Annotated in this window: 19 protein-coding genes; 14 read left to right on the top strand and 5 right to left on the bottom strand. The window is 59.3% G+C overall.

The window, feature by feature from the left end:
* Positions 1–92 precede the first annotated feature (92 nt).
* Genes ACFY9W_RS24840 through ACFY9W_RS24830 form a run of 3 tightly spaced genes read left to right on the top strand, consistent with a single transcriptional unit; the run spans position 93 to position 2,350 of the window.
* The gene (locus tag ACFY9W_RS24840; RefSeq protein WP_391136090.1) at positions 93–833 is read left to right on the top strand and encodes an SDR family oxidoreductase; all 741 of its coding nucleotides are present in this window, start codon (positions 93–95) and stop codon (positions 831–833) included.
* Between the two features lie 48 nt (positions 834–881).
* A complete protein-coding gene (locus ACFY9W_RS24835; RefSeq protein ID WP_391136087.1) occupies positions 882–1,841 on the top strand; it encodes a 2Fe-2S iron-sulfur cluster-binding protein in 960 nt (319 codons plus the stop codon).
* A gap of 11 nt (positions 1,842–1,852) precedes the next feature.
* Positions 1,853–2,350 (top strand): flavin reductase, encoded by a 498-nt coding sequence (locus ACFY9W_RS24830; protein WP_391136084.1) that lies wholly within the window; start codon positions 1,853–1,855, stop codon positions 2,348–2,350.
* A 69-nt stretch (positions 2,351–2,419) separates the two neighbouring features.
* Here the strand turns inward: ACFY9W_RS24830 and ACFY9W_RS24825 are convergent, their stop codons facing one another.
* The gene (locus ACFY9W_RS24825; protein WP_391136081.1) at positions 2,420–2,899 is read right to left on the bottom strand and encodes a MarR family transcriptional regulator; all 480 of its coding nucleotides are present in this window, start codon (positions 2,897–2,899) and stop codon (positions 2,420–2,422) included.
* Positions 2,900–3,102: 203 nt separating this feature from the next.
* Between ACFY9W_RS24825 and ACFY9W_RS24820 the strand changes: the two genes are divergently transcribed.
* The 3 genes from ACFY9W_RS24820 (at position 3,103) to ACFY9W_RS24810 (ending at position 6,432) form a co-directional block, all read left to right on the top strand.
* Positions 3,103–4,227, top strand: coding sequence for an amidase family protein (locus tag ACFY9W_RS24820; RefSeq protein ID WP_391136078.1), 1,125 nt, complete (start codon positions 3,103–3,105; stop codon positions 4,225–4,227).
* A 67-nt stretch (positions 4,228–4,294) separates the two neighbouring features.
* Complete coding sequence (locus ACFY9W_RS24815; RefSeq protein WP_391136075.1) at positions 4,295–4,810, top strand: nuclear transport factor 2 family protein; 516 nt, start codon at positions 4,295–4,297, stop codon at positions 4,808–4,810.
* Positions 4,811–4,944: 134 nt separating this feature from the next.
* A complete protein-coding gene (locus tag ACFY9W_RS24810) occupies positions 4,945–6,432 on the top strand; it encodes an aldehyde dehydrogenase family protein (protein ID WP_391136072.1) in 1,488 nt (495 codons plus the stop codon).
* Positions 6,433–6,634: 202 nt separating this feature from the next.
* Here the strand turns inward: ACFY9W_RS24810 and ACFY9W_RS24805 are convergent, their stop codons facing one another.
* A complete protein-coding gene (locus tag ACFY9W_RS24805) occupies positions 6,635–7,582 on the bottom strand; it encodes a helix-turn-helix domain-containing protein (protein WP_391136069.1) in 948 nt (315 codons plus the stop codon).
* Between the two features lie 149 nt (positions 7,583–7,731).
* On the opposite strand from ACFY9W_RS24805, the gene ACFY9W_RS24800 reads away from it, so the two are divergent.
* Positions 7,732–8,097, top strand: a complete 366-nt coding sequence (locus ACFY9W_RS24800) for a nuclear transport factor 2 family protein (RefSeq protein WP_391136066.1) — start codon at positions 7,732–7,734, stop codon at positions 8,095–8,097.
* Between the two features lie 153 nt (positions 8,098–8,250).
* Positions 8,251–9,558: an FAD-dependent oxidoreductase gene (locus ACFY9W_RS24795; protein WP_391136063.1), complete on the top strand. Its 1,308-nt coding sequence runs from the start codon at positions 8,251–8,253 to the stop codon at positions 9,556–9,558.
* A 387-nt stretch (positions 9,559–9,945) separates the two neighbouring features.
* Here ACFY9W_RS24795 and ACFY9W_RS24790 read toward each other — a convergent pair whose 3' ends face one another.
* A complete protein-coding gene (locus tag ACFY9W_RS24790) occupies positions 9,946–12,978 on the bottom strand; it encodes an FAD-linked oxidase C-terminal domain-containing protein (protein ID WP_391136061.1) in 3,033 nt (1,010 codons plus the stop codon).
* Between the two features lie 311 nt (positions 12,979–13,289).
* Here ACFY9W_RS24790 and ACFY9W_RS24785 point away from each other — a divergent pair, with 311 nt between their 5' ends.
* The 5 genes from ACFY9W_RS24785 to ACFY9W_RS24765 all read left to right on the top strand — a co-directional run bounded on the left by ACFY9W_RS24785 (position 13,290) and on the right by ACFY9W_RS24765 (position 18,681).
* Positions 13,290–13,616 carry a FeoA domain-containing protein gene (locus ACFY9W_RS24785; RefSeq protein ID WP_391136058.1) on the top strand — a complete coding sequence of 109 codons (327 nt, stop codon included), beginning with the start codon at positions 13,290–13,292 and terminating at the stop codon, positions 13,614–13,616.
* The gene (locus ACFY9W_RS24780) at positions 13,616–15,451 is read left to right on the top strand and encodes a FeoB small GTPase domain-containing protein (RefSeq protein WP_391136055.1); all 1,836 of its coding nucleotides are present in this window, start codon (positions 13,616–13,618) and stop codon (positions 15,449–15,451) included. The genes ACFY9W_RS24785 and ACFY9W_RS24780 overlap by 1 nt, the downstream gene beginning before the upstream one ends.
* Positions 15,448–15,690, top strand: a complete 243-nt coding sequence (locus tag ACFY9W_RS24775) for a FeoB-associated Cys-rich membrane protein (protein ID WP_391136052.1) — start codon at positions 15,448–15,450, stop codon at positions 15,688–15,690. The genes ACFY9W_RS24780 and ACFY9W_RS24775 overlap by 4 nt, the downstream gene beginning before the upstream one ends.
* Positions 15,691–16,089: 399 nt before the next feature.
* The gene (locus ACFY9W_RS24770; RefSeq protein WP_391136049.1) at positions 16,090–17,397 is read left to right on the top strand and encodes an FAD-dependent oxidoreductase; all 1,308 of its coding nucleotides are present in this window, start codon (positions 16,090–16,092) and stop codon (positions 17,395–17,397) included.
* Positions 17,398–17,409: 12 nt separating this feature from the next.
* The gene (locus ACFY9W_RS24765) at positions 17,410–18,681 is read left to right on the top strand and encodes an MFS transporter (RefSeq protein ID WP_391136046.1); all 1,272 of its coding nucleotides are present in this window, start codon (positions 17,410–17,412) and stop codon (positions 18,679–18,681) included.
* Positions 18,682–18,733: 52 nt separating this feature from the next.
* On the opposite strand, the gene ACFY9W_RS24760 is transcribed toward ACFY9W_RS24765, so the two are convergent.
* Together ACFY9W_RS24760 and ACFY9W_RS24755 are read right to left on the bottom strand one after the other, a co-directional pair.
* A complete protein-coding gene (locus ACFY9W_RS24760) occupies positions 18,734–19,285 on the bottom strand; it encodes a hypothetical protein (RefSeq protein ID WP_391136044.1) in 552 nt (183 codons plus the stop codon).
* Between the two features lie 186 nt (positions 19,286–19,471).
* Positions 19,472–19,645 carry a hypothetical protein gene (locus ACFY9W_RS24755; protein WP_391136041.1) on the bottom strand — a complete coding sequence of 58 codons (174 nt, stop codon included), beginning with the start codon at positions 19,643–19,645 and terminating at the stop codon, positions 19,472–19,474.
* Positions 19,646–19,716: 71 nt separating this feature from the next.
* On the opposite strand from ACFY9W_RS24755, the gene ACFY9W_RS24750 reads away from it, so the two are divergent.
* Entirely contained in the window at positions 19,717–20,676 is a 960-nt protein-coding gene (locus ACFY9W_RS24750; RefSeq protein WP_391136038.1) for a helix-turn-helix domain-containing protein, read from the top strand.
* The last annotated feature ends 97 nt before the right edge of the window (positions 20,677–20,773 follow it).

Genomic DNA, 20,773 nt, shown 5'->3' with positions numbered 1-20,773 from the left:
GGCGGCTTCAGGATCCACCGCAAGGTGATCAGCCTGATCAACAGCGACGATACCCTCGCCGGTATCGGTTACATCCTCTGAAGGAGACGATCATGAACCAAGTCGCATTGGTAACAGGCGCCGGGCAGGGTCTAGGCCAGCGTTTCTGCGCTCAGCTACTGGCCGCAGGCTTCGACGTGGTGGTCTCCGACCGCGACCTGGCGCAAGCCGAAACCACAGCCCGCGAGCTGCAGGGGCCAGGCGGCCGCACGCTGGCGGTAAAGCTGGACGTGGGTTCGAAAACCGATTTCGAGCAGGCGTTGGTACAGGTGCTTGAGCATTTTGGTGCCCTGCACGTGGTTGTCAACAACGCGGCAGTGACCAAAACCACGCCACTGATGCAGATCTCCCCGGAGGAGTTCGACGCGGTGGTTGGTCTGAACCTGCGCAGCGTGTTTCTGGGGTGCCAGGTGCTTGGCGCGCACATGGCCCAGGCCGGCTACGGGCGGATCATCAACATGGCTTCGCTGGCGGGGCAGAACGGTGGTACCGCCACCGGCGCTCATTACGCCGCGAGCAAGGGCGCGATCGTCACCCTGACCAAAATCTTCGCCAAGGAGTTTGCAAGCCGAGGTGTCACCGTCAATGCCATTGCGCCAGGGCCGATCGATTCGCCCGCGGTGCGGGCGGCGGTCCCGGTTGAACGCATGGAGGGGCTGCTGGCCAATATCCCGGTACAGCGGCTGGGCGACGCCGATTTCCTCGGCCAACTGATCGTGCAACTGGCGCGGCCTGAAGCCTACTTCACCACCGGGGCGACCTGGGACGTGAACGGCGGGCTGTTCATGCGTTGATTTTTCCGGGGGCGCCTGGTCGCCCTCGCTGTACTACGGGACACCGCCATGAATGAAGAACTGTTGAATGTTGTCGTGCGCAAGCGCGAAATCCAAGGGGCCGATGTCGTCGTCCTGGATCTGGGGCGTGCCGACGGCGCGGCGTTGCCGGCCTTCGAGGCGGGCGCGCATGTGGATATCCATGTCGCCCCCGATCTGGTGCGCCAGTACTCGCTGTGCAGCGATCCGTCCGATCCTTCGGTGTATCGCCTGGGTGTGCTCAAAGACCCGGCCTCGCGCGGTGGCTCGATAGGCGTGCATGAGGGCATGCTGGAAGGGCGCGAAGTGCAGATCAGCACCCCGCGCAACCTGTTCCCGTTGGCCGCTGACGCCAAGCGTACGATTTTGTTGGGTGGTGGTATCGGCATAACGCCGATGATCGCCATGGCGTTTTCCCTGCATCAGCAGGGCGCCGATTTCGAGTTGCATTACTGTGGCCGTTCGCGCACCCACAGTGCCTTCCTCGATGAGCTGGCCAGTGCCCCCTTCAGCGCACGGGTGGTCACCCACTTCGACGATGAAGATCCGGCTCAGCGCCTTGATCTGGCTGCGGTACTGGGCAGCGGTACCGCCGGGACTCACATGTATACCTGCGGGCCAGCAGGCTTCATGGATTGGGTCATTGGCGGTGCGCGCCAACAGGGTTATGCCGAAGACCATATCCACAAGGAATATTTCCAGGTGGAGGTGGACGCCAGCGGCGGTGGTTTCGAAGTGGTCGCTGCGCGCAGCAACAAGACGGTTCAGGTTGCCGAAGGGCAGACCATTCTCGACGCCTTGGCCAAGGTCGGTATCAAGATCGAGATTTCCTGCGAGCAAGGCGTGTGCGGCACCTGCATGTGCGAAGTGCTCGAGGGTGAGCCCGATCACCGTGATGTGTACCTGACAGACGAAGAAAAGGCCGCCAACGACCAGATTCTGGTGTGTTGCTCGCGCGCCAGGTCCAACAAGCTCGTGCTGGATATTTGAGGAGAACGACCATGGTAGACGTAACCCAATTTCGCAATGCAATGGCGATGCTCGGTGGCGCCGTGTCGGTCATCACCACCGATGGTCCTGCCGGGCGTTTCGGATTCACCGCTTCTGCGGTGTGCAGTGTCACCGATTCGCCCCCCACCTTGCTGGTGTGCATGAACCGGTCTTCTTACTCCAACGAGCAATTCAAGGCCAACAAGGCGCTGTGCGTGAACGTCCTGGCCGGTACCCACCAGGAACTGTCGGGTGCGTTCGCCAACCGCAACCTGAACATGGACGAGCGCTTCGCCAGCACCCACTGGACAACGCTCGAGAGCGGGGCGCCAGTGATGCAGGAGGCCCTGGTCAACTTCGATTGTCGAATCGCGCAGGTTCATGAAGTGGGTTCACACAGTATTTTCTACTGCGAGATCCAGGACATTCGCCATGGCTGCGCCGACGACGGGCTGGTCTATTTCAACCGTGCCTATCATCGACTCGGAGATGCTTCCAAGGCGTGCTGATACCGTAAAACACTTACCTCTTCGCCCAGTTGCTCGCTGGGCTTTTTTTCCGCGAGAGGGTCGGAGCCACTAAAACGTTTCGAGATTGTGGAATACCACTTCGAGCATCTGGTTCAAGCGCTGTACCTGAGCTTGCGTGAGGCCTTTGAAGCTGCGCTGGAACAGCTCTCGAGTCACGTCCTGCATACGCTCGATCATATGCAGCCCCTGCTTGGTGATCTGCACCTGAGTGACACGACCGTCCTCTGGGCTAGGGGCAGTCTCGACCAGACCGTCGTCTTTCATGCGGTAGACAATCTTGGTCGTGGTCGAAAGCTTGGCAATAGCGTGAGTGGAAATTTCCGAAATGCTTGACTGACCATTCTCATTGAGGATCCAGAGCACGCGCCACCGGGGTACGTCCAGATCGACCTTCTTGAGCAGTCGTTCCATGTTCTGCGTGTAGCGCCCGTGAACACGGGCGAGCCAGTAAAACGGGAAATCTTCCTTGCGAAATTCATCGCTGGCGGGGTCGTGGTGAGCGTGGCTTTTCAGTTTCGAGTTACTCATGGGTTCACTACTTGTGCGGAAATAGTCGCGCCATCATAGCCGGTTCAGCGAATTTGGCTATCTTCTGGCGCCTTGTGCAGCGGATTCAGGCAAGTGGAGAGAATAGCAATTTAGTAGAATGTTCAGTTGATATTTCATGTAAATAGTAAGTAAGTCATCAGTCGGATTGCTCCGACACTCATTCATGAACAGGGCGGCTAAGCATGACAATTATCGTGGAAACCCTTGACCTGGGTGGCAGTGGCCCGAGGGTCGCAGTCAAGGACACTATCGACGTCGCCGGGACCGCGACCCGCGCCTCGAGCAAATCACTTGAACAGGCTCCCCTGGCCTCGCAGCATGCCGATGTTGTCGCCAACCTGCTTGCAGCAGGTGCCCGCTTGACGGCCAAGGTGAGCCTTCATGAGTTGGCATTCGGGACCACGGGCATCAACCACTACACCGGCACCGCCATGAACCCCAATTACCCCGGGCGGATTCCTGGCGGATCTTCCAGCGGGTCGGCCGCAGCGGTTGCCGCGGGCCTGGCTGATTTCAGCCTCGGCACCGACACCGGAGGCTCGGTGCGTATACCGGCCTGTTGCTGCGGGGTGTTTGGTTTCAAGCCAACCTTCGGCCGGGTCAGTCGTAAAGGCGTGATGCCCAGCCGTACCAGCCTCGACTGCGTAGGGCCGTTCGCTGCAAGTTTGCCGATGCTCGTACGCGCCATGTCCATGATCGACCCCTCGTTCGTCGCAGCTCAAGTGCCACGCGAAGCCAAGGTGGGTGTGCTTCGGGTAACGGCTGAAGCGGCTATCCAGAAGGTCGTTCATGGCGCACTCACTGCCAGTGGCTTGAGCCTGGGCAACGTCGAATTCAAGCACTTCGGTGCCGCCTACGATGCTGGCATGGTGGTCATTAATCGTGAAACCTTCGATGCCTGTGGCCATCTTCTGGCAACCGGCAATGTCGGCGCAGACATCGCCGGGCGGCTGGCTGCCGCGGGGCAAACGACCGACACGGCGCTGGCAGAGGCAGAGGAGGTGCGTCAGCGCTTCACTGAAGAAGTGGATCTGGCGCTGACCAGATTCGATGTCCTGGCGCTGCCGACCATGCCAGATTTCCCACTGCGTATCGAGGACGCAAGCGACACACGTGCTGTGCTCGGCATGACATCGCTGGTGAGGCCTTTCAACCTGTCTGGCCACCCGGCATTGTCCATTCCACTGGGCAGTGAGTCGGGGCTGCCGGTCGGACTGCAGCTTGTTGGTGCCAAAGGTGCCGATGAGAAACTGCTTGCTGTTGCCGAGCGCTTGCTGCAGAACATCCACGGCGCCAAGCCCAATTGATCCAAACCTGGGGCTGGTAGTAGCCAGCCCCACACGCAATAGCTGAACTGACTGCGGGAGCTTGTCCATGACCGAGATTGCCGAACTGCGCGAGCGCTTGCGCAGCTTTGAAAGCCAGCAAGCCATCCGGGTTTGCATCAACCGCTACATGACCTTGTGCGATGCGCTGGATGCCTCTACGCCGCTGGATGAGTTGGCGCTTCTGTTCACCCGTAACGCCGTGTGGGAAGGGAAGGGTGCCAAGTATGCGTCGAGCTTCGGCGGCTACCGGGGGCGGGAGGCGATCAGGTCAATGTTCGCCACCTACATGAAGACACCAGCCCACTTCGCCCTGAACGTGCACTTCCTGACCAGCGAGGTCATCGAGGTGGATGGCGAACACGGGCAGGCAACCTGGGTGATGCTCCAGACCAGCACGTTCAGTGACGGTGCCTCCCATCTCAATGCCGCACGCCTGAATGTGCGCTTCGAGTTGGAGGACCAGCAGTGGCGCATTGCGCACTTTGAGACCGAGAACCTGTTCAGCCGCCCGGTCACGGCCTGGAACAGCGATGCGGCGCTGCCTGTGCCCGACAAGGGCTAGGCACTGCTGTAGGCTGTTTGGCACAACGGCACAAACCGTTGACAGAGATGAACAAGTGCAGCAGCCAGTGGCCGGGTAACCTCGGCTGATGCTTTTGCGTGAATTGATTCATTTTCTTGCCTACAGGTGGTTCCATGAGCGATATCCAGCTTCTCCCCAGCGTCCAGCGCTTTCTCGACAACACGCCCGGCAGCTTCGTTGACGGGCGCTATGTCAGCGAGTCGAACGCAGAGCAGATCGACGTGGTCGATCCCTCCACTGCATCTGTCCTGACGCGCGTTGCGCAAGCGAGCGAAGCGCTGGTCGATGAGGCCGTGGCGGCGGCGAAAAAGGCATTTCATGGCACCTGGGGAAACACTTCGCCCTACCTGCGCGGTGTAGCCCTTAACCGTCTGGCCGATCTGATCGAGGCCAATGCCGAGGAGCTGGCCCAGCTCGAATCGCTTAGCTCCGGCAAGTCGATCCACCTCACTCGTCAGCTCGAAGTGCCGCAAAGCGTGGTGTTTCTGCGCTATTTCGCCGGTTGGGCCACCAAAATCCATGGACAGACCATGACTCCGTCGCTGCCGTCTTTCCAGGGCGAGCAGTACGCTGCGTTCACCCGTCGCGAAGCGGTCGGCGTGGTGGCCGGCATCACGCCGTGGAACTTCTCGTTGATGATCGGTATCTGGAAGATTGCCTCGGCGCTGACCTGTGGCTGCACCATCGTGGTCAAGCCCAGCGAGTTCACGCCACTGTCGCTGCTGCGCATCGCAGAACTGGCGGTCGAGGCCGGGGTTCCGACGGGCGCGCTGAACATCGTCAACGGGCGCGGTGGCATCGGCCAGCAACTGATCAACCACAAGGATGTGGGCAAGGTGTCGTTCACCGGCTCCGTGCCGACCGGTATTGCAGTGGGCAAGGCGGCGCTCAACGCCAACCTGACCCGTGTCACCCTGGAACTGGGCGGCAAGAACCCGGCGGCGTTCCTTGCCGATATCGATGTCGATGCAGCGGTCGAGGGTATTCTGCAGACCGCGTATGTTCACCAGGGCCAGGTCTGCGCTGCGCCGGAACGTCTCTATATCCATCGCAGCAAGGTAGACGCGATCTGCGCCAAGCTGGCAGAGCGTCTCGGCACCTTGAAAGTGGGCGGGGCCATGGACGAGTCGGCGCAGTTCGGCCCGCTTGCCAACAAGGCGCACTACGACAAGATTCTCGCGTTCCTTGCTCGCGCCAATGAACGCCAGCAAGTGATCTGCGGCGGCCAGCCGGTTTCACGACCTGGCTACTTCGTTCAACCTACGCTGATCAAGGCCGAAGGTGAACACGACCCGCTCCTTCAGGAAGAAACGTTCGGCCCGATCGTGACCGTGCTGCCCTTCGACGATGCGGACGAACTGGTGCGCATGATGAACGATTCGCCATTTGGCCTGGGCGCGAGCGTCTGGACCAACGACCTGTCCAAAGCGATGCGCCTGGTGCCGCGTATCGAGGCCGGCACGGTGTGGATCAACATGCATACCTTCCTGGACCCGGCTGTACCGTTCGGCGGTGTGAAGAGCTCAGGTGTGGGGCGCGAGTTTGGCAGCGCATTCATTGACGATTACACCGAGCTTAAATCAGTGATGATGCGTTTCTGATGGTGCATATCGGCAGGCAATGCATTGCAGTGGATAAACGTTGCGGGTAATACCGTTTCTGGTACTCAGCACTTGAACTTTCGGCGCGAGAGTTCAAGTGCTTTTTCGTGGTTTTATAAATATAAGTGTGTGTCTGTGTTTGCCCGAATATCTGGGGTGTAAAAGGACCGTTTGAAAAACATACCCATATTTGGCGCGACCTCTACTTGATCAGCAACTGGCTGCGAAATGCCCTTGCGGTCACGCCGAAGTATCGGCGAAAGGCTTTGGAAAAATGGCTCAAATCGACGAACCCGCAGTCAAACGCGATATTTGAAATTGACAGGTGGGGCGCTTGCCGCAGGCGTGCTGCGCTGAGGTGTAGGCGTTGGTCGATGATGAAGCGCCCTGGCGTTGTGCTGTGTCGGGCAAAAACCCGATGCAGGTTCCTCAGCGAGGTACCCATTTGCAACGCGATGTCTTGCGCTTTGAAATCAGGATTGGACAGGTTGGCGTCGATGATCGCCACTGCCCTACGCAGTAATTTATCCTTACTGGCTTTGAGCAATTCAAGTGGTTGTATCTCCTCCAGGCCCAATTCGGGGCGTAGAAGACTCAGTGTGGCATCGATTAGCGCGTCGTGATGCGCCTCGCTGGGTGAGGCATTCATGTAAAGCTGACCGACCAATGTGCCCAGCATGCCTGCATTGAAGCTTGTGGCGGCTATCGCAGCGGCAGTACGAGGTGCCCGGCCCTCGAACACGACGCTCAGTCGCTCGCGGGGTAAAATCAGGGAAACCTGATCCGACAGGGTGCCCTTGATGCCGAAGTGGAAGTTTGAGCTGCATGTGCTGTCTATCAGCACCAGATCACCAGGGGAAAGCCGAACGGTGCGTTCGCCCTGAGTCATGTCAGCCAGGCCGTTCAATTGAAGTACGAGAAAGTAGAAGTCCTGCGTGTCGCGCCTGGCATCGGCCTGGCTGCGAGTCATCTGGTCACAGTTGGTCACCATGCGAATGCAGTCTGTAGCGGCGTGGTTTTCAATCGCCCACTGTATGGAAGGCAGTGCGTGAATCGCTCGATAACGGCCGCATAAACGACTGACCTGTTCCATCCAGGTATGGATATCACTTGAGAGCGAACGAGGATCAAGGGTGTCCAAAGTTAGCAAGGTCAGGCCTCTGACTGGGTTGTCTTTTATAGGAATGTCACGCTCGGCAAAAAGGATGTCAAGCGTAGCCCAATGTCATGCGGGGCAGTGTCGCAAACTTTTTCAGGTGTCAAAACCCCCTCATGAAAATAGACACAGGAGAGTTGAAAATGTCCGTCGATCTGACCGTACACCAGTTGCAGGAGCGTTGCCGCGCTCAGGATGTTGAAGGTGTGCTCAAGCTTTTTGCCGCTGATGCCACGGTTTGCGGTGAAGGAGCCCCCGCGATCGTGTCAGGTGAAGCTGAGCTGCGAGAGACGATTGCCCACATGTTCGAGTTCACCCCCTCGCTGACCATCAGTATTCACCAGCAGTTCCAGGTGGTTGAGGACTGTGTCGTGACCTGGCTGCATTGGTCTTCGCCCAGCCCTCAAGGCGAGCCCATTGCGTTCCGCTCGCTGACCACGTGGCGCAAGCAGGGCGATGCCTGGACAATCGTCGCGGACTTCTATGGTATGGGGCGGTTCGAAGCTTGAATCTTTCCTGACAAAGGGCCTGCCTTGGACCCTGGTTCCAGGCAGGCGCCCGTGCTGCCTCTGCGCCTGTTTCTGACGGGGCGATTTGCGATCCAGGCCAATGGCCAAGTCAGTGGAACGGGCGTGTGACCAATAAAAACAAGCAGGTGCTCAATGTCACTCTCGTTGGAAAATCCGTCCACCTACTACACCATGACCCGCAAGTACGACTTGCATTACCCCGATCTGGAGGGGGATGTCGATGCGCAGGTCGTGATCATCGGCGGTGGTTTTTCGGGTATCAACACCGCGCTGGAACTGGCAGAGCGTGGGATCACTGACGTGGTGGTGCTGGAGGCCAATTACCTGGGCTTCGGCGGCTCGGGGCGCAATGGCGGGCATGTGATGGCCGGCATTGGCCATGATCTGGAAACCATCGAAAAGGATGTCGGCCCCGAGGGATTGAAAGCGATCTTCGAGATCAGCGATCTGGGCGCCAGCCTGATCAAACAGCGCATCGAGCGCTACGACATCCAGGCGGACTTTCGTTACGGTTATGGCTACATGGGCTTCAACAAGCGCCAGGGCAAGCTGCTGCAGGGCTGGGCCAAGGACTTCCAGAGCCTCAATCCTGATCAGGAGATTACCTACCTCGAGGGCGCCGAAGTGCGCAGCATCGTCGGTGCCGACATCTACACCTGCGGCCTCAAGCACATGGGTAACGGCCAGGTGCACTCACTCAACCTGTTGCTGGGTCAGGCCAAGGCCTTCACCGAACGGTATGGCGGGCGCATCCATGAACAGTCGCCAGCGCTGCAGATCCAGTATGGGCCCAGGATCACTGTGCGTACCGCCAAAGGCACGGTCAAGGCCGAAAAGCTGTTGTTCAGCTGCGGCGCCTTTCTCGATAAGCTCGACCGCTCGATCGATAGCACTACGATCAACGTGTACGCATTCAATACCGTCACTGAGCCGTTGCCTGACACCCTCATCCAGCGTATCAGCCCCATCCGCGGCGCCTTCAGCGACATCACGCCGATCATCGACTACTACCGCATCACCCCGGACAACCGCCTCATGTACGGCACTGCCGGCATGCTGCTTGAGTACGTGCCGCACGACCTCAAGGCATGGAACCACAACAAGCTGCTGCGGCTGTTTCCCTACCTGGCCGATACCCGTATCGACTTGGCCTGGGGTGGCCCGATGGACTGCACGCTCAACCTGTTCCCCCAGGTGGGGACGCTGGAGGGGCACGACAACGTGTTCTACGTGCAGGGCTATTCCGGCTTTGGTGTCACGCCCAGCCAGGTGATCGCCAAGGTCATCGTTGATGGCATGACCGGTGGCTCACCCGCCTGGCAAGCCATGAGCTCCATCCCGCGCCGGCGCATCCCAGGCAAGGATCGCTTCCGTGCGCTGATCTGCAGTCTCGGAAAGGTCGCCCGCCAGTTGAATGCTTACCGAGTGGGGCGGCGGTGATACCCACTGCTTACGGCACAAGAGCTCGCGTCGAACCAACCATTGATAGATCGTGCTGTTCGACCCTGCGGGAAGCACGTTGAAGCATTGCTTGGCTGTGATGGAAATCTGGAAATCAGTTTTTGCTGATGCCCCGGAGTTCCTGATGTAGATAAAGCCAGTCCTTAATGTCAGTCAGTCAAGCCAATTGTTGCCGCTCTGCGGCCCATCGCAGGCAAGCCTGCTCCTACAGAGATCTGCACTCGCCCGAAAATGGGCTGATGCGAGGTCCTTGTGGGAGCGGCCTGGTGTCGCGATGGGTCCCGAAGCAGCCCCAGCAACAGCGAAGCAAGCGCTCACTGACAGGCATCAGCCCTGGCTCGCTTGTGTCAGGCGACCCTAAGAGTGTCAAGGCGCTCGTAAGTCCCGAGCGCACTCCAGTACCACTTCCAGCGGATGCCGCAACTTTTTGTCCGTCATCCGCTTCACCTGGCTGCGACAGGAATAACCGGTCGCCAGCGCTTCGCCTTCCTTGTCCAGCTTGGTCGCCCAGGACTGATCAAAGATAATTTTTGAGGTTTCCTGATTGCGTGCTTCGTGCCCATAGGTACCCGACATCCCGCAGCAACCGGTTGCCTCTGTCACCAACTTGAGCCCCAGTCGAGCGAAAACCTGCTCCCACTGCTTGGTGCTGGCGGGTACGTTGGTTTTTTCGGTGCAGTGCGCCATCAGGCGGAAAGCCCCCTTGCCCGTGTTCGCCTGTTCCGGCAGTGCGTCCATCAACCATTCCTGGGGCAGCAGTACCTTCGGGCAGTCCTCAAGGCCTGGCACCTTCTGGTACTCCTGGCGGTACACCAGAGTCATGGCCGGGTCCAGGCCCACCAGTGGCGCTCCGCAGTCGGCCAATGCCTTGAGCTGGGTGGCGTTGCGGATTGCCGCCTTGGCGAACGCGCCGAGGAAGCCTTGGACATGCAGCGGCTTGCCATTGGCGCTGTAAGGGGCCAGGAAAACCCGATGGCCGAGGCTATGGGCCAGTTCGATGAAGGCGGCCAGCAGGGGTGTTTCGAAGTAGCGGGTAAATGCATCCTGCACCAACACGATGCTGCGCTCGCGCTGTGCCGGGGTCAGCTCGCGCAGGGCCTTTACACTGGCGGCACGGACCCCGCAACGGCTGAGGGTAGCCTGGAAGTTGAAGCGGCTGATCAGCGGGCTGTCCACCATACCCACTTGCTTTTCCAGCAGCCTGCTGACAACGCGCGAACCCATTACCGCGTTGTAAAGCCCTGGCATGTGGGCCATGTAGGGAATGGTGAATTCCAGCGAACCGATCAGATAGTCCCGCAGCGGGCGCTGATAGCGGCCGTGGTACAGCTGCAGGAAGCGCGAGCGGAAGTCCGGTACGTTGACCTTGATAGGGCACTGTCCGGCGCACGATTTGCACGCCAGGCAACCAGCCATGGCGTCGTATACCTCGTGGGAGAAGTCCTCTTGACCCTGGTTTCTCGCACGGTTGTTGCGCAACCGCGTCGGCAGCCCCTTGAGCCACGACACCTTCTTGCGAGCAGACTCCAGTACATCGATGTTGGCCTCACCCTGCAGGCGCAGCCACTCGCGCATCAACGAGGCACGGCCCTTGGGCGAATGCTGACGCTCGCGGGTGGCTTTCCACGACGGGCACATGGCGTCGTTGGGGTCGTAGTTGTAGCAGGCACCGTTACCGTTGCAGTGCACGGCGCTCGGGAAATCCTGCCACACGCGCTCGTCGATGGTGCGGTCCAAATCGCCGCGCAGGGTGACACCGTCAACCTTGATAAGGTCTTCGACGCTGTCTGGCGGTGTGCAGATCTTGCCGGGGTTGAGCTGGTTGTGAGGGTCGAAAGCACCTTTGAGTGCCTGCAGCGACGGGTACAGCTCACCAAAGAAGTCGGGCACGTATTCCGAGCGCAAGCCCTTGCCATGCTCGCCCCAGAGCAGGCCACCATATTTGTGGGTCAGCGCCGCCACGGCGTCGGAAATCGGTTTTACCAGGGCCGCCTGGGCCGGGTCCTTCATGTCCAGCGCGGGGCGCACGTGCAGCACGCCGGCGTCGACGTGACCGAACATGCCATAGGTCAGCCCGTAGCTGTCCAACAGCGCGCGGAACTCGGCGATGTAGTCGGCCAGTTGCTCTGGCGGCACTGCGGTGTCCTCGACGAACGGCTGCGGGCGTACTTCGCCTTCGACGTTGCCGAGCAGGCCCACCGAGCGCTTGCGCATCACGTAGACGCGGGTTACCGCCTCAGCACCTTCGGCCAGGGTGTGCCCCAGGCGCTCGACGCTGGTGTCAGCCTGTAAATGCTCGACGAAAGCCTGTACCCGGGCATTGACCTCTGCCGGCTCGTCACCACAAAACTCCACCAGGTTGATACCCAAGGTCGGACGGTCGGCGTCGGCTGGGAAGTATTCGGCAACGCTGTGCCAGACGATGTCCTTCATCGCCAGCAGCAATACACGCGAGTCTACGGTCTCGATTGACAGCGGCTTTTTCGCCATCAGTGCGTTGGCGTCGCGCAGCGCATCCATGAAGCTTGCGTAGCGCACGTTCACCAGTACGGCGTACTTGGGGATCGGCAGTACGTTGAGCTTGGCCTCGACCACATAGCCCAGCGACCCCTCGGCGCCGCACAGCACGCTGTTGAGGTTGAAACGGCCGTGCTCGTCCCGCAGGTGCGCCAAGTCATAGCCGGTGAGGCAACGGTTGAGTTTAGGGAAGATCGACTCGATGAGTTCAGCCTTGGTTTCCTGGATCTCCCGGGCCATGCGGTAGATCGCGCCGACGCGATCGGACCGGGCACAGGCATGGTCCAGCGCGTTGTCGTCGATCGGTTGGCTGTGCAGGCGTTCGCCACCGAGGAGCACGGTGTCCAGCTCCAATACATGGTCACGGGTCTTGCCGTAGGTGCAACTGCCTTGGCCGCTGGCGTCGGTGTTGATCATGCCGCCGACGGTAGCTCGGTTGGAAGTCGAGAGTTCGGGTGCGAAGAACAGACCATGGGGTTTGAGCGCTGCGTTTAGCTGATCCTTGACCACGCCGGCCTGGACACGTACCCAACGCTCCTCGACGTTGATTTCAAGGATGGTGTTCATGTGCCGTGACAAGTCGACGACGATACCGTCGGTCAGCGACTGGCCGTTGGTCCCGGTGCCACCGCCGCGCGGGGTCAGCTTGATCTGGCGAAACCGCGGTTCGGCCATCAGCGTCGCCACGCGCGCGACGTCGTCTGCGTCTAGCGGGAACACTGCCGCCTGGGGCAGGCGCTGGTAGATCGAGTTGTCGGTCGCGAGCACCGTGCGGGTGGCGTAATCGGCGCTGAACTGTCCACGAAAGCCTGAGGCACGCAGGGCGTCGAGGAACGCGGAATAATCGGCTGAAGGTGCGCGGGTCGGAAGCTGGGCGATCATCGGGGGATGGCCTCTTATGAAAAACTGATCACGGAAATGCTCAACGCTTGCTACCTCGGCATGAGTGCATGAGGGGCAGGCAGCGAGTACATCAATAATCAGTGAACGCTGGCTGCACTACAAACGGATATTTCGCCTTCTATCAATGAGTTTTATGAATGTGTTGATATCGCCGTGCTACTCGATCGGGTGAGACAGCATGCACCGGATGAAATTTTTTACAACGCGCTCGAACACAGCCTTGGATATGCATATCTCCAGTGATTGCGCGGATGAAACTGTGCCGTCTTTCCGCAGGGAAATGACGGTAAATGAAGATATATTCACTTATATTGCATCGTTCATGGCGCCGGCATAGCATTCTTCGCAAATCCAAATCATTATCATTTTGGGGCGAAATGCATCTGTCCGATCTCAAGCGTCATCAACCCGCAGTGGTCAGCGAAATCGTACATTCCGATTCCACGACAATGCTTGCCCAGAGGCTTCAGGACATCGGCCTGGTCCCCGGTGAACCTGTGACGGTGGTGGCGTACGCGCCTTGGGGTGGAGACCCCATTCTGGTTCAGGTTGGAGCTACTCGTTTCGCCTTGCGCAAAAGCGAAGCGAAGATGATCCTGGTTGAGGTGGCAGGCTGATGGCGGCCAATCGTATTGCACTGGTCGGTACGCCCAACTGTGGCAAAACAGCGTTATTCAATTTGTTGACCGGTGCGCGGCAAAGAGTGGCCAATTTCGCAGGCGCTACGGTTGAACGCAAAGAGGGCACCCTGCGGATGCCTTCGGGTGGTACTTCCCAGGTCATTGATCTGCCAGGCACCTATGGGTTATCGAGCGTGAGCGAGGATGAACGCGTGACCCTCCGGGTTCTCCAAGGTGCCTATCCAGGTGAACGTGCACCGGATCTTTTGCTGTGCGTCGTAGATGCCACCAACCTTCGCCTCCAGTTGCGCTTCGTACTGGAAGTCAGACGTTTTGGCATTCCGATCATCCTGGTCCTGAACATGGCGGACGCTGCGCGCAAACGTGGAATCACCATCGACAGGTGCAAGCTGTCGGCATTGCTGGGCATGCCGGTAGTCGAGACGGTCGCGGTTCGCCGCGATGGGGCCGAAGCATTGCTCAAAATGCTCGACGGCACATCCACGGCCCCCTCAGCCGTTGCGCCCGGCTCTACCGCTGACACCGATCTGCATGCCCAGGTGCGCCAGATACTTGGAGCATGCGTACAGAAACCACAGCTTTCAGGCGCGGGAGTCGATACCGTCGATCGGTGGTTGCTTCATCCCATCGTGGGCCCGGCCGCGTTGATCAGCGTCATGTTCATGGTGTTCCAAGGGGTGTACCTGCTCGGCAAACCCATGACGGATGCAATCGCAGGCGCATCCGATGGATTGGCCAGCTTCGTGGCCGGGTTGCTCCCAGCCGGCCCGCTACAGGGCTTGCTCTGCGACGGTTTGATTGGCGGGTTGGGGACAGTACTCGGCTTCATGCCACAAATCCTCGTTCTGTTTTTCTTCATATTCGTGCTGGAGGAGTCGGGCTATCTGCCGCGAGCCGCGTTCATTCTCGACCGATTGATGCGTGGGGTAGGGCTGACCGGCCGTTCTTTCATTCCGCTGTTGTCGAGCTTCGCTTGCGCAATACCGGGAATTATCGGGGCTCGCAGTATCGGTGATCGCCATGATCGTCTGACGACCATTCTGGTTGCCCCGTTGATGACCTGTTCGGCGCGTCTGCCGGTCTATGCGTTACTCATCAGTGCGGTCATACCCGACGCAACCGTCGCGGGCGTATTTAGCCTGCAGGGGGTCGTGCTGCTTGGGCTGTATTTGTTGGGTATCTGCGGTGCCATGGCCGTAGGCTGGGTATGCAAACATCTACGTCCGACGGCCATGCAACAGCCGCTGTTGTTGCTGGAGTTGCCAGCCTATCGCTTGCCGCGGTTTCGTGACCTGGCGCTGCGGTTGTGGGAGCGAGGGCATCTGTTCCTGAGGAAACTCACCGGCGTCATTCTCGCGCTCACGATCATCATGTGGTTCATCTCTGTCTTTCCTGGTCCGCCAGCCGTCGCCTCAGGTGCTTCGATCGATTACAGCATTGCCGGATACCTTGGCCATGCATTGCAGCCGTTGTTTTCTCCACTCGGATTCAATTGGCAAATTACCTTGGCTTTGATCCCTGCATTCGCAGCGCGTGAGACCGCAGTCGCTACATTGGCGACTGTATATGCTGTGGCCAATCCTGATGATGTGACATCGCTGAGCCACGCGCTTTCGACGCAGGTCTCGATAGCCAGCGCGCTTTCACTTATGGTGTGGTTCGCTTTCGCCCCGCAGTGCATGTCGACCTTGGCGGTGATCCGCAAGGAAACGGCCAGTTGGCGGCAGGTTGGCCTGGCCTTCGGGTACATGTTTGTGGTGGCTTACGTGATGGCCTGGGTTACCTACCATGTCATGCGAGCAGCTTCATGAGCTTGATAGTGCAATACCTTATTGTTGTACTGATTGTCGCTTTCGCAGCGCGCAGGCTTTGGCAGCGCCTGAGGCCCGCGCGCGCAGGAGCCTGTGGTGACGGATGTGGCTCCTGTTCATCTGGGTGCTCGACAGCCTCCGTGAATCTTGCGCATGAACAAACACCGCCTTGCGAGCGGATTCCTGTATTTGTCGTGCAAGAGCATGGTGAGGGCATCAAGGCACTGGATGAGGGATAGGTTACTAAAAGTTAGTCCTTGAGACCGCTGAAGTCTAATCGAAAGACGTGCTATTGATGCCGCGTGGATTGGGTAGATGTTTGCCAACTGTAGGGCCCTCTCTACTTGCGCCTGAACGGTACGTCTGCCTGACGTAGTCTGGTTTCCTGGGCTTTATCAACAGAAAAGGAACAACATTCGGGCTTACGGCCTCTAGCGGGAGGTTTTGCAGGGCTTTTTCAAAAAACGGGTCGGAGGGGTGCTGGCAACCACGACCAAAAGCCCGGCAATCCGAGACATGCCAGATGCGCGCCGGGCGTTGCACACTGTATGTGCAAAAGGGCACCCGGCTAACCAAGCAACGAGCGCGCAACTGAAGACTCGCGGGTGTATACCCACCCTCAAGAAGGTAGGTCTGTCATGTCTCTATCGTTGGAAAACCCAACTTCGTACTACTCCATGACCCGCAAGTACGATCTTCATTACGGTGACCTGGAAGGTGATATCGAAGCGCAGGTGGTGATCATCGGCGGTGGCTTCTCAGGTATCAACACCGCCCTGGAACTGGCCGAGCGCGGGATTACCGATGTCGTGGTGCTCGAAGCCAATACCCTCGGCTTCGGCGGCTCCGGACGTAATGGTGGGCACGTAATGGCCGGTATCGGCCATGATCTTGAAACCATTGAGAGGGATGTCGGCCCTGAGGGATTGAAGGCAATCTTCGAAATCAGCGACTTGGGTGCCAACCTGATCAAGCAGCGGATAGCCCGCTATGACATCCAGGCTGACTTTCGCCACGGTTATGGCTACATGGGCTTCAACAAGCGTCAAGGTAAGCTGTTGCAGTCGTGGGAAAAGGACTTCCAGAGCCTCAATCCTGACCAGGAGATTACTTACCTTGAGGGCGCCGACGTGCGCAAGATCGTCGGCGCCGAGATCTACACTTGCGGCCTCAAGCATATGGGCAACGGCCAGGTGCATTCGCTCAACTTATTGCTGGGCCAGGCCAAGGCCTTCACTGAATTGTATGGTGGGCGCATCTACGAGCAGTCGCCGGTACTGCACGTGCAGTACGGCCCCAAGGTCACCGTACGCACCGCTAAGGGAACGGTCAAAGCCGAGAAGTTACTGTTCAGTTGCGGTGCCTTCCTGAAAAAGCTCGACCGCTCGCTCGACAGTAGTGCGATTAACGTGTACGCGTTCAACACAGTCACCGAGCCGCTCCCGGATGAAGTGATCCAGCGCATCAGCCCTATCCGCGGCGCCTTCAGCGACATCACGCCGATCATCGATTACTACCGTATCACCCCGGACAACCGCCTCATGTACGGCACCGCCGGCATGCTACTGGAGTATGTACCAAGCGACCTCAAGGCGTGGAACCATAACAAGCTGCTGCGGCTGTTTCCCTACCTGGCCAATACCCGCATCGACTTGGCCTGGGGCGGCCCGATGGACTGCACGCTCAATCTGTTCCCGCAGGTGGGGACGCTGGAGGGGCATGACAACGTGTTCTATGTGCAGGGGTATTCCGGTTTCGGGGTCACGCCCAGCCAGGTGATCGCCAAGGTTATCGTTGATGGCATGACCGGTGGCTCGCCGGCCTGGCAGGCCATGAGCTCGATCCCGCGCCGGCGCATACCGGGCAAGGATCGCTTCCGCGCACTGATCTGCAGCTTTGGAAAGGTCGCTCGCCAGCTCAATGCCTACCGAGTGGGGCGCCGCTGAAGCGCGCCACTCGTGTCAGGGAGGGTCACGTTAAAACGCTGTAACACGGTACCTTCAATCCGGGATCAATCTATGAAAACAACAACATTCAATCCGATTGACAAGATTTCTGTATACATCTGCGCCGGCCTGGTTTCTGCAGGCGGGGCCTTGCTCCTCAATGTGTTGCCGGTATTTTTTGGCGCGCTGGCAGACCAGTTCGGTTATGGCGAGCAGCAACTGGGTAGTTTGGCCATGGCTATGAACCTGGGGTTCGGAGTGCTCGGCCTGGGCTCGTTGCTCTGGGTTCAGCGCCTGAACTGGCGAGTGATTTCCACCCTGTCTTCGCTGCTGGTGGCCACTGCTCTGGCGGGCATGCTGCGCAACCCTGGCTACGAAACGCTGATGCTTCTGATGGCCCTGGCGGGTGCCGGCACAGGCGCGCTCTATGCCTTGGCGATGACCATTTTCGGCGACAGTGCGCAACCCGAGCGAGCATTCGGTTTCAAGCTGGGCATGGAGACAGTGCCCGGTGCGTTGCTGCTGATCATCTTGCCCGTAGCGGTGATGCCACAATGGGGATTCAAGGGTATGTTGATCGCCCTGGTGATCAGCCTCTTGCTGATGGGAGTGGTGCCGTTGCCGTGGGTGCCAAGACGCAGCGCGCGACTACAGAAAACCCGCGATGCCGAAGCGCTAGTCATGTGCCGTGAAAGCCGCACTATTGCCTGGCTGAGCTTGTTCGCCAGCCTGGTTTTCCTGACCGGTATCATGTCGGTGTGGGCGTTTCTGGAGTTGATGGGCAAGAAGAGCGGGCTATCCTCGGACACTATCGGCACCGTTCTGGCGGTGGGTTTCATCATCAATGCCGGTGGGGGCTTTATTGCCTCGTCCCTTGGGCTGAAGGCGGGGCGCTTCCTGCCGGTGGCAGTGATCATTGCCGCAGAGGTGGCAGGCCTGGTGCTGCTGGCGCAGTTCTCCTCATTGACTACTTACGTGGCGGGGGTGATGTGCTTCCTGTTCTCGATCAGCTTCGTGCTGGCCTACACCTTCGGTGTGATGGCCGAGTTTGACTTGTCGGGGCGCTTACTGGCCCTGGGCGCGCTCTGCCTGTCTATCGGCGCGGCGGTCGGGCCAGCAGTCGGAGGCATGCTAATCGAGCGTTATGGCTACACGGCGGCGCTGCTGTTCTCAGGGGCTTGCTCAATCTGCGTGCTCGCGATTTACGGTTTCGCCGTGCTGCGTTCACATCAGGCTGGCAAGCACGGTCTTGCTCACAGCGCGGTGGCCTTGCCGAAGCTGTGATGCACGTGGTGTTGCCCAGCCAGGCTCGCCGAGGTTGCTCGGCGAGCCTGGTTCAAAGCACTGGCTGCCGTGCCGCCACAAAGGCATTCAGGTGCTCGCTGGCGCTGCGGTAATTGCCCGCTGCGGCCAGTGCAAAGGCTTCGACTTGGGCACGCTCTTGATCGAGCACATACTGGTAGAAATCTCGGTGATCAGCTGCAACTTTGGCTGTCTTGGCCTCTAGCTCCTGATAGTAACTGCTTGTGGCCTTGGCCATGGTCTTGAGCATGTGCTCAGGCGCGATGCGGTAATACAGCGCCGCCGAACGCCCTTTCAGCCAGGCCGACAAGGACCCGGGCTCAAGCTCCAGCTCAGCCGCCACCGATGTGTACCATCGTAGGTTCAGCGCCTCGAGTCGGGCGTAGCTTTCCCAGAACAGGCGTGCGCCTGGGTCCAGGCTCTGGGCGGTAATTGCTTCGATTGCCTGGCGCGCAGTTGCGCGGTTGGTCAACTCCTTCTGCAGGGTTTCGCAGAACACTCGGTTGTCGGTACTTTGCGTCATGTCGGGGGCGGCCAAGGCTGGGGTGCTGGCCAGTGAAAGGAGGAGCAGGGTAGTCTTTAACATCAGGCTCTCGCACGGGTCGGAGGAATTTTCACTTGAGATTGAACCTCAATACTCCCATGAGGCTTTGTGCCTGACTGCCAACTGCCGGTATATCCCTGCCAGGCAACTTTAGTACTGGGTCATTCTGTCAATTGGTTGCATGCTATCGGTGATCTGGGCTTTATCGAAGCGCTGTATATTCGCAAATTAGGCATGAGTTCCGAGCAGGCCGTCTTTGTGCACGGTATCCCGCTGCTGGCTAACACTGTCGGTGTGGGCCTGCACTTGCCGGCGAAGCTCTTCACTGATCGCTACTTTGGTGCCCCAGCGGCTGTCCTCGTCGATAACGATCAATAGCTGCGGCGCCTCGCTGCTGGCCATCGTGCCGTTGACCAGAGGCTGTAAGTGCTTGCGCGGCAGCGTGCGCCGCGAATTCCCCGCTGAGGTTTGAGATGCTTGCCGACATTCAATTGCTGGAGCGCTTTCCACTGTTTCATTCGCAGGATGTGGCAGAAATGCAGGTCCAACTGGCCCGCTATCTCTGCCCGCATCAGCTGCGGGTGCTGGACGGCGCAGCGCCGCAGTTGCAGGTAAGTGGTGTGGAGTTGGCCGGGGTGCGCTTGTTGCAGCTGCACTACGATGCGCCGGTGGAAATCAGCCTGGAAGGTACGGGTGCGCATTACCTTTTCCGCACAACCTTGCAGGGCCAGTGCGAAGTCAGCCATGGTAGCCAACAGGCTGCTGTGGCGACGGGCGGACTAAGCGTCAGTTCGCCGTTCGCCAGGGGCCGTATCCTCACTGGCGGAGCCTGCCGCAACGCGGTGCTGAGCATGCCCCGCGAGGCGTTGGAGCTACAGCTTCAGCAGTTGCTGGGGCGCAGCCTGGGCCAGCCACTGGCGTTCGACGCACCGCTCGCGGCCGACCACCCTGGCGTGTATGCGTTGGGCTTCTCCCTGGATTACCTGTGCCGGCTGTTCGCTCTGCAGCTCAGCCTAGCGCCGTTGCGCCAAGGCCTGGTGGATCACTTGGTGCAACTGTTGCTGACCCAGTTGCCGCACAACTACTCCAGCGCGCTTCCAAAGCCTGCGGATACGCCGTTGCCCAGCCACGTGCGCCGCGCACGTGAGCATATTGAAGCGCACCTGGACCAGCCCTTGGCGTTGGCCAGCTTATGCGCACTCAGCGGCGTTTCTCTACGCACACTGCAGAACGGTTTTCGCCAATTCCTCGGCCAGACGCCAATCGAGTATATCCGCGACCGTCGTTTGCTGGCGGTGCACAAGGCATTGCAACTGGGTGAGGGCAATGTAACCGAGGTTCTGTTGCGGTTCGGTATCAACAGCCCCGCGCATTTCGCCCGGTACTACCGGCAGCGCTATGGTTGCCGACCTTGCGACACGCTCAAGGGTTGAAAGCTGCGCAATCGGTCGCGTGCCTGCGCGATCTGGAGTGCTGGCAAAACCCCTCCTGGTTAGCATCGACTCATCATCCACACGCGGAGTTACACCC

This window comes from Pseudomonas sp. NPDC008258 (assembly GCF_042956345.1).
In the GTDB taxonomy this organism is placed as follows: domain Bacteria; phylum Pseudomonadota; class Gammaproteobacteria; order Pseudomonadales; family Pseudomonadaceae; genus Aquipseudomonas.
Note: the sequence above shows the minus strand (reverse complement) of the source record. Positions and strands in the feature narration are given on the sequence as shown.